Below are 9,127 nucleotides of genomic sequence, written 5' to 3'. Positions count from 1 at the left end.
GTCGGGTGGTGGGTGCGGGTCGGTTGGTGGATGTGCCGACGTATGCGTTCCAGGGGGAGCGGTACTGGTTGGAGGCACCCCGCAACACCGGCGACCTGAGCGCCGCCGGTCTGGACCAGGCCGGCCACCCGATGCTCGGCGCCGCGGTCGTGCTCGCCGGTGACGCCGGGACCCTCCTCACCGGCCGGGTCTCGCTTACCACCCACCCGTGGCTCGCCGACCACCTGGTCGGCGGCACCGTCCTCCTGCCCGGCGCGGCCTTCGTCGACCTGGCCCTGCACTGCGCCGCGTACGCCGGACTGGCCATGGTCGACGACCTGACCCTGCACGCGCCGCTCGCGCTGCCCGCGCACGGCGTCGTGGACCTCCAGGTCGTCGCGTCCGCCCCGGACGACACCGGCCGCCGCCGGGTGACGATCCACGGCCGGTCGGCCGACACCGACTCCGGTCAGGACTGGACCCTGCACGCCAGCGGTGTGCTGACCCCGGTTGCCGACCCGGCCGGCACGGCGCTGACCAGTTGGCCGCCCGCCGGCGTGGTGCCCGTCGACCTCACCGGCCTGTACGACCGGCTCGCCGAGCACGGCTACGGCTACGGCACCGCCTTCCGGGGCCTGACCGGGCTGTGGCGGGACCCGGACCACTGCTACGCCGAGATCACCCTGCCGGAGGGGGCCGACCCCACCGGCCACCGGCTGCACCCGGCGCTGCTCGACGCGGCCCTGCACCCCCTGCTGGCGCTCGCGCTCGCCGACAACGACGGCCCGCTGCCGCTGCGGATCCCGTTCTCCTGGCAGGGGGTGACGGCCGCCGACGTGACGCCCTCCCGACTGCGGGTGCGGTGGGACGCCTCCGGCGGCGAAACCGTCCGGATGGACATCGCCGACGACACCGGCAACCCGGTCGGATCGGTACGCGCGCTGACCCTCCGCGAGATCGACCCGGCCCGGCTCGCCGCGCTGCGTACCGACCGGCTGCCGCTCTACGAGATCCGCTGGAACCCCGTCGAGATCCCGGCCGGGGCGGACGCCACCCAGGACCATGTCCTCGTCGGTGCGGACGGCCACCACCTGCGTGACCTGCCGGGCGTCGATCCGGCGGACTACCCGGACGTCGAGTCGCTGCGGGCGGCGGTCGCCGACGGCCGACCGGCACCGTCCACCGTGCTGGTCTCCTGCGTGGGCCCGGCACCCGGTGCCGGGGTCGACCCGACCGTCACCGGGCTACCCACCCGGCAGGTGCTCGACACGGTGCAGGGCTGGCTCGCCTGCGGTGAACTGGCGCAGTCGAAGCTGGTCGTGGTGACCAGCGGGGCGTTGCCGCTGCCCGGTGACACCGACGTCGACCTGGCCATGGCACCGGTCGCCGGCCTGCTGCGTACCGCGCGGGCGGAGAACCCCGGCGCGGTGGTGCACATCGACGTCGACGCCGATTCGGGCCCGGCCCTGCCCGGCGCGTTGGCCACCGGGGAGTCGGAGATCGCGCTGCGAAACGGCGTCGGCCTCGTACCCCGGTTGGTGGTACGCCGGTCGGCGGAGCCTGCCGGGCCGCCGAGGCTCGACCCGGACGGCACGGTCCTGATCACCGGGGCCACCGGGGCGCTCGGCGCTCTCGTCGCCCGGCACCTGGTGGCGACCTACGGCGTGCGGCACCTGCTGTTGCTGAGCCGGCGCGGCGCGGACGCCCCCGGCGCCGGTGACCTGCTCGCCGACCTCACCGCGCAGGGGGCGACGGCCCGGCTGGTCGCCTGCGACGTCGGGGACCGCGAATCCGTCGCCGCGGCGCTCGCCACGGTGCCGGCCGACCACCCGCTCACCGCGGTCGTGCACGCCGCCGGGGTCATCGACGACGGGGTGCTGCCCAGCCTCACCCCGCACCGCCTCGACGTCGTCTGGCGGCCGAAGGTGCAGGCAGCCCTGCACCTGCACGAGCTGACCGCGGACGCCGACCTGGCCGCGTTCGTGCTGTTCTCCTCGGTGGCGGGTCAACTCGGCAACCTCGGTCAGGGCAACTACGCGGCGGCCAACGTCGCCCTCGACGCGCTCGCCGAACACCGCCGGGCCGCCGGCCTGGCCGGCACCTCCCTGGTCTGGGGGTTGTGGGGCGAGACCGGCGGCACCGGGGCCGGCGCGGCGGCGAAACTCGACCGGGCGGCGCTGGACCGGGTCAGCCGGGGCGGTCTGCTGCCGCTGTCGCTCGACGAGGGGCTGGCCCTCTTCGACGACGCGCTGGCCGCCGGCCCGGCGGTGCTGGTCACCGCCCGCTTCGACATCGCCGGCCTCAGCGCCCGCACCGAGACCGACAACGTGCCACCCCGGCTGTCCGGGCTGACCCGTACGGCCCGCCGCCCCGCCGGTGGCCAACAGGCGTCCCAACCGCTGGTCACCCGGCTCGCCGGGCTGCCGGTCGGCGAACAACAGAAGATCGTGCTGGACCTGGTACGCAGGAACGTCGTCGCCGTCCTCGGCGGCGACCGGGTGGCGCGCGTCGACGACGACCGGTCCTTCAAGGAACTCGGCTTCGAGTCGCTGTCCGCGGTCGAGTTGCGCAACCGGCTCAGCGCCGCCACCGGTCTGCAACTGCCCGCCACGATGGTCTTCGACCATCCACGGCCCACCTCGCTGGCCGACTTCATCCGGGAGACCGCCGCGCCGGCCGACGCCGAGGGCCCGGTCCTCGCCGAACTCGACCGGCTGTCCGCCGCCATGGCGGCGGCCTCCTCCGACCGGGGGCTGCGCCGGCTGGTCGCCGCCCGGCTGGAGAGCATGCTCGCCGACTGGAAGACGACCCCGGCGGACCGGTCGGCCGGCCCGGAAGCCAACGCGCGCATCGAGTCCGCGTCCGTGGACGAGATCTTCGACCTGATCGACCAGGAGTTCGGCACGGTGCCGCAGTGAGCGGCCACCGGCCGCAGGAGTCAACGAGAGCGGGTGTCCAGCGCATGTCAGGTGACGAGGCGAAGCTCCTCAACTACCTCAAGCGGATGACCATTGAGCTGCGCGACGCCCAGGAACGCATCCGGGATCTCGAAGAGAGCCGCCACGAGCCGATCGCGCTCGTCGGGATGAGCTGCCAGTACCCCGGCGGGGTGCAGACCCCGGACGAGTTGTGGGACCTGGTCGCCGGTGAGGTCGACGCCGTGGCCGGGTTCCCCACCGACCGGGGGTGGGACCTCGACGGGCTCTACGACCCGGACCCGGACACCGTCGGCACCAGCTACGCCCGCGAGGGTGGTTTCCTCTACGACGCGGCCGAGTTCGACGCCGGGCTGTTCGCCATCACCCCCCGCGAGGCGCTGTCCATCGACCCCCAGCAGCGCCTACTGCTCGAACACGCCTGGCAGTCGATCGAGCGGGGCGGCGTCGACCCCCGGTCGCTGCGTGGCAGCGACACCGGCGTGTTCGTCGGGGTGATGTACAACGACTACGGGTCGCGGCTGATGCCGGCACCGGAGGGCTTCGAGGGGTACGTCGGCAACGGCAGCGCGGCGAGCATCGCCTCCGGCCGGATCGCCTACTCGTTGGGCTTCGAAGGGCCGGCGATCACCGTCGACACCGCCTGCTCGTCGTCGCTGGTGGCGATCCACCTGGCCTGCCAGTCGCTGCGCTGGGGCGAGTGTTCCCTGGCCCTGGCCGGAGGCGTCACGGTGATGGCGACACCGGGGGTGTTCATCGAGTTCTCCCGGCAGCGCGGCCTGTCGCCGGGCGGCCGGTGCCGGTCCTTCTCCGCCGGGGCCGACGGCGCCGGCTGGGCCGAGGGCGTCGGAGTGGTCATGTTGGAGCGGTACTCCGACGCGCTGCGCAACGGGCACCCGGTGCTCGGTCTGATCCGGGGCAGCGCGGTCAACCAGGACGGCGCCAGCAACGGCCTCACCGCCCCGAGCGGGCCCGCCCAGGAACGTGTCATCTTCAACGCCCTCGCCGACGCCCGGCTCACCCCCGCCGACCTCGACGCGGTGGAGGGGCACGGCACCGGCACCACCCTCGGCGACCCGATCGAGGTACGCGCCCTGCAAGCCGTGTACGGCGCCGGCCGGGACGCGCAACGCCCCCTCTGGCTGGGCTCGCTCAAGTCCAACATCGGGCACAGCCAGGCCGCGGCCGGAGTCGGCGGCCTGATCAAGATGGTGCAGGCGATGCGGAACGAGGTGCTGCCCCGGACCCTGCACGCCGACCCACCGACCCCCCACGTGGACTGGTCCTCGGGCGCGGTACGCCTGCTGCGTGAGGCCGTGACCTGGCCGGTCGCCGATCGGCCACGTCGCGTCGGCATCTCCTCCTTCGGGATCAGCGGCACGAACGCCCACCTGATCCTTGAGGAGTCGCCACCCCCGCCCGCCGGGGAACACGGGTCCGCGCCGGTGGTGACACCCGACCGCCCGACCGCCTGGCCACTGTCGGGAAACTCGCCCAAGGCACTGCGGGACCAGGCACGACGGCTCGCCGCCCACCTGCGGCGTCGACCGCTGCGGCCGGTCGACGTGGCGTACACCCTGAATCGTCGTCCGCTGTTCGCCCACCGTGCCGTTCTGCTCGGGACCGACCCGGCCGAGCTGCTCACCGGTCTGGACCGGTTGGCCGGCGGCTCAGGCTCCGCCCAGGTGGTGCGGGGCCGCCCCGCCCCGCCCGGCGGTCGTACCCTCGCCATGATCTTCTCGGGCCAGGGTTCGCAGCACGCGGGCATGGGCCGCGACCTCTACCCGGCGTTCCCGGCCTTCGCCGCGGCCCTCGACGCGGCGTGCGCGGCCCTCGACGCGCACCTGCCGGTGGCGCTGCGCGACGTGCTCTTCGCCCCGGCGGGCACCGACCTCGCCGCGCTGCTCGACCAGACCCGGTTCGCCCAACCTGCCATCTTCGCCGTGGAGGTGGCGCTGTTCCGGCTCCTCGAACGGTTCGGCATCCGGCCCCAACGGCTCGTCGGGCACTCGGTCGGCGAGTTCGCCGCCGCCCACGTCGCCGGAGTGCTCACGCTGGCCGACGCGGCCACCCTGGTCACCGCACGCGGACGACTCATGCAGGAACTGCCGGCCGGCGGCGCGATGGTGGCGGTGCAGGCCACCGAGGCCGAGGTGACACCGATGCTGGTGGACCGGGCCGCCGAGGTCGCCGTCGCCGCCGTGAACGGACCGTCCTCCGTCGTGGTCGCCGGTGACGAGGCGGCGGTCGCCGAGATCGAGGCGGCCTGGGCCGCCCAGGGCCGGCGGACCAGCCGACTGCGGGTCAGCCACGCCTTCCACTCCCCCCGGATGGAGCCCATGCTCGACGAGTTCCGGCGGGTGGCGGCGAGCCTGACCTACCGGCCGCCGACCGTCGAGCTGGTGTCCACCGTGACCGGTCGACCGGTCGGCCCGGGTGAACTGGAGGACCCGCAATACTGGGTGGCGCACGCCCGCCGGCCGGTCCGCTTCGCCGACGCCGTCCGGGCGCTGGCCGCCGCCGAGGTCACCGAGTACCTCGAAGTCGGCCCGGACAGTGTGCTGAGCGCGGTGGTCACCGAGAACCTCGGTGTCGCCGGCACGACCGGTGCGGTGCTGCCGCTGCTGCGCCGCGACGTCGACGAGCCGGTGGCGTTCCTGACCGGGGTCGCGAACTGGTACTGCCGGGGTGGCGGCGTCGACTGGGACGCGCTGACCGACGGGCTGGCCCCGACCACCGTCGACCTGCCCACCTACGCGTTCCAGCGCAAGCACTACTGGCTGGACGCGGTCGCACCGATGGTGGCCACCCGCCGGGCACCCACGCCGCCCGACTCGCTCACCGACGGCAGTGACGAGGCGGAGCCGTCGCTGGCCGTCACCCTGCTGCGGCTACCGGCCGCCGAACGCCGGGCGACCCTGCTGATGGCCCTGCGCGGGCTGGCCGCCGAGGTGATGCGGCTCGACCGGGCCGACGACGTCGCCGCCGACGTCCCCCTGCTCGAACTCGGGTTCACCTCGCTGATGGCGATCGACCTGCGCAACCGGGCCGCCGCCGCCACCGGAGTGGACCTGCCCGCCGCGCTGGTCTACGAGCACCCGACGTTCGAGGCGATCGTCGACTACGTCGACACCCTGATCACCGTCTAAGACCCTCCGCCCCACCCCCGATGGCCCGCGATCGACGCAGAATGAGGTCAGTTGTCATGCCGCAGACCCGTGACTTTTCCGAGGACGCGATCGCTGTCGTCGGCATGTCCTGCCGCCTGCCCGGCGCGGCGAACCCGGCCGCGTTCTGGGCCCTGCTCGCCAGCGGGGGCAACGCGATCGGCGCGGCACCCGCCGACCGGTCGGGGCCGACCGCGCCCCCCGGCGGCTTCCTCGACGACGTCGCCGGGTTCGACGCCGCCTTCTTCGGCATCTCCCCGCGCGAGGCCACCGCGATGGACCCGCAGCAGCGGCTGATGCTGGAGCTGGCGTGGGAGGCGTTCGAGGACGCCCGGCTGGCACCCGACCAGCTGGCCGGGCGGCCCGCGGCGGTCTACGTCGGCGCCATCCAGGACGACTACGCCCAACTGGCCGGCCGGGTGCCCGCCACCGTCCACACCCTCACCGGGCTGCACCGCAGCGTCGTGGCCAACCGGATCTCCTACACGCTCGGCCTGACCGGGCCCAGCGTGGTCGTCGACTCCGGGCAGTCGTCGGCGCTGGTCGCCGTGCACCAGGCCTGCGAGAGCCTGCGCGCCGGGACCGTCTCGCTGGCCCTGGCCGGCGGCGTGAACCTCATCTTGGAACCGGGGAGCACCGCCCGGGTCGGCGAGTTCGGCGGTCTCTCCCCGGACGGCACCGCCTGGGTCTTCGACGCGCGCGCCAACGGTTACGTACGCGGTGAGGGCGGCGGCCTGGTCGTGCTCAAGCGGCTCGCCGACGCGGTGGCCGACGGCGACGACATCTCCTGCGTGATCCTCGGCGGGGCCGTCAACAACGACGGTGGCGGCGCCGGCCTGACCGTCCCGGACGGCGACGGGCAGGCCGACGTGATCCGGCGGGCGCACCGGCAGGCGGGCACCGACCCGGCCCACGTCGGCTACGTCGAGCTGCACGGCACGGGCACGCCCGTCGGCGACCCGGTCGAGGCCGGCGCGCTGGGTGCGACGATCGGCGTGCACCGGCCGGCGGACGCTCCGCTGGCCGTCGGTTCGGCCAAGACCAACGTCGGGCACCTCGAAGGGGCCGCCGGTCTGGTCGGCCTGCTCAAGCTCGCGTTGAGCGCCCGGCACGGGCAGATCCCGGCGAGTCTGAACTTCAGCACCGTCAACCCGCGCATCGACCTGGTCGCGCTGAACCTGCAGGTGCAGTGCGCGCTCGGGCCGTGGCCGGCGGACGCCGCCGGTGACGGCGACGCCCTGGCCGGCATCTCGTCGTTCGGAATGGGCGGCACCAACGCCCACCTCGTCGTCGGGCGGGCGCCCCGGCCCACCGGCGACCGGACCGACGCGCCGACGCCCCCGCACACCGCTCCCTGGGTGGTGTCCGCTCAGAACCCCGCCGCACTGCGCGCCCAGGCGGCCACGCTGCACCGGTTCCTCACCACCGGTGGCGACGTCGCGGGCGTCGACCTCGGCTACTCGCTCGCGACGACCCGGGCCGCGCTGCGGCACCGGGCGGCGATCCGCGCCGGTGACCGCGCCGACATGCTCGCCGCCCTCGCCGCGCTCGCCGCCGGTGACGACCGACCCGACCTGGTCGTCGGCCGCGCCCAGCCCGGCCGGGTGGTCTTCGTCTTCCCCGGCCAGGGCTCGCAGTGGGAGGCGATGGCCCGTGGCCTGTACGCCGACTCCGCGGTGTTCCGCGACCGCCTCGACGAATGTGCCGACGCGCTGGCCGCGTACACCGACTGGGACCTGCGCGACGTCCTGCTCGGCGGGGACGCCGACCAGTTGGCGCGGGTCGACGTGGTCCAGCCGGTGCTGTTCGCCGTGATGGTGTCGCTGGCGGCACTGTGGCGGGCGCACGGGGTGGAACCCGACGCGGTGGTGGGGCACTCCCAGGGTGAGATCGCCGCCGCGTGCGTGGCCGGCGCGCTGACCCTGCCGGACGCGGCCCGGGTGGTGGCCCTGCGCAGTCGGGCGATCCGGGCCCTGGCCGGCACGGGCGCGATGGCGTCGGTGGCGGCCTCGGCCGAGCGGCTGCTGCCGGTGCTGGAGCAGTGGAGCGACCAGGTGGCGATCGGGGCGATCAACGGCCCCGACTCGACCGTCCTGTCCGGAGCGGTGGACGTGCTACCGCAGGTGCTCGCCGAGCTGACCGCGCAGGGGGTGCGGTGCCGGGCCATCCCGGTGGACTACGCCTCCCACTCCCCGCAGGTCGAGACGGTCCGCGACGAGGTGCTCGCCCAGCTCACCCCGATCACGCCCACCAGTGCCCCGGTCACCTTCTACTCGTCGGTGACCGGAACGCCCGTCGACACGGCCGGTCTGGACGCCGCCTACTGGTACCGCAACCTACGGCAGACCGTCCGGTTCGAGCCGGCCGCCACGGCGTTGCTCGACGACGGGTACACCACGTTCATCGAGTGCAGCCCGCACCCGGTGCTGGCCGTCGGCCTGCGGGAGACCTTCGCCGCAGCCGGGCAGCCGGCGTCCGTCGTGCCCACCCTGCGGCGCGACGAGGGCGGCCTCGACCGCTTCCGGCAGGCAGTCGGCCACGCGTACGTCGTGGGTGTCCCGGTCGACTGGACCACGTCCTTCCCGGGCGCACAGCGGATCTCCCTGCCCACCTACGCGTTCCAGCGCAGGCCCTTCTGGATCGACGCGCCCGCAACGGACCCGGGCACGACGACCGTACGGCCCGACGCCGACGCGCCGGTGACCGAGGAGCCCGTCGGCGACGGGGCCTGGGCGACCGACCTGCGGGAGCTGCCGGCGGAGCGTCGCCTCGACGTCGCCCTGGAGCTGGTCCGGCGGCGGGCCGCCGGCATCCTCGGTCATCCGAACGCCACCGACGTGGACCCGGAGACGACGTTCAAGGAACTCGGCTTCTCCTCGCTCACCGTCGTGGAACTGCGCGACCGGCTGGTCGCCGACACCGCCCTGCCGCTGCCGTCCTCGCTCGCCTACGACTTTCCGACTCCGGTGTTGGTGGCGGAGCGGTTGGTGGGTTTGGTGGTGGGTTTGGGTTCGGGTGTGGGTGTTGCGGGTGTGGGTGTGGGTG

At 74.4% G+C, this 9,127-nt stretch carries 3 protein-coding genes; all 3 read left to right on the top strand.

Annotation, left to right across the window (positions count from 1 at the left end; all coding sequences use genetic code 11):
* A partial coding sequence (locus AB0B63_RS32315) for a type I polyketide synthase (RefSeq protein WP_357025817.1) occupies window positions 1–2,897 on the top strand: 2,897 nt, incomplete at its 5' end.
* A gap of 44 nt (window positions 2,898–2,941) precedes the next feature.
* Entirely contained in the window at window positions 2,942–6,064 is a 3,123-nt protein-coding gene (locus tag AB0B63_RS32310; protein WP_357025814.1) for a type I polyketide synthase, read from the top strand.
* 56 nt (window positions 6,065–6,120) lie between these two features.
* Window positions 6,121–9,127, top strand: a 3,007-nt coding sequence (locus tag AB0B63_RS32305) for a type I polyketide synthase (RefSeq protein WP_357025811.1), incomplete at its 3' end; no start/stop codon positions are given.

It is taken from the genome of Micromonospora sp. NPDC049081, assembly GCF_040648835.1.
GTDB lineage: Bacteria > Actinomycetota > Actinomycetes > Mycobacteriales > Micromonosporaceae > Micromonospora > Micromonospora antibiotica.
This window is presented reverse-complemented; position numbering and strand designations above follow the sequence as displayed.

What these genes read in the sequence shown, in the direction of transcription:
- AB0B63_RS32310 (WP_357025814.1), top strand. Translation starts at nt 2,942, where the DNA reads ATGTCAGGTGACGAGGCGAAGCTCCTCAACTACCTCAAGCGGATGACC.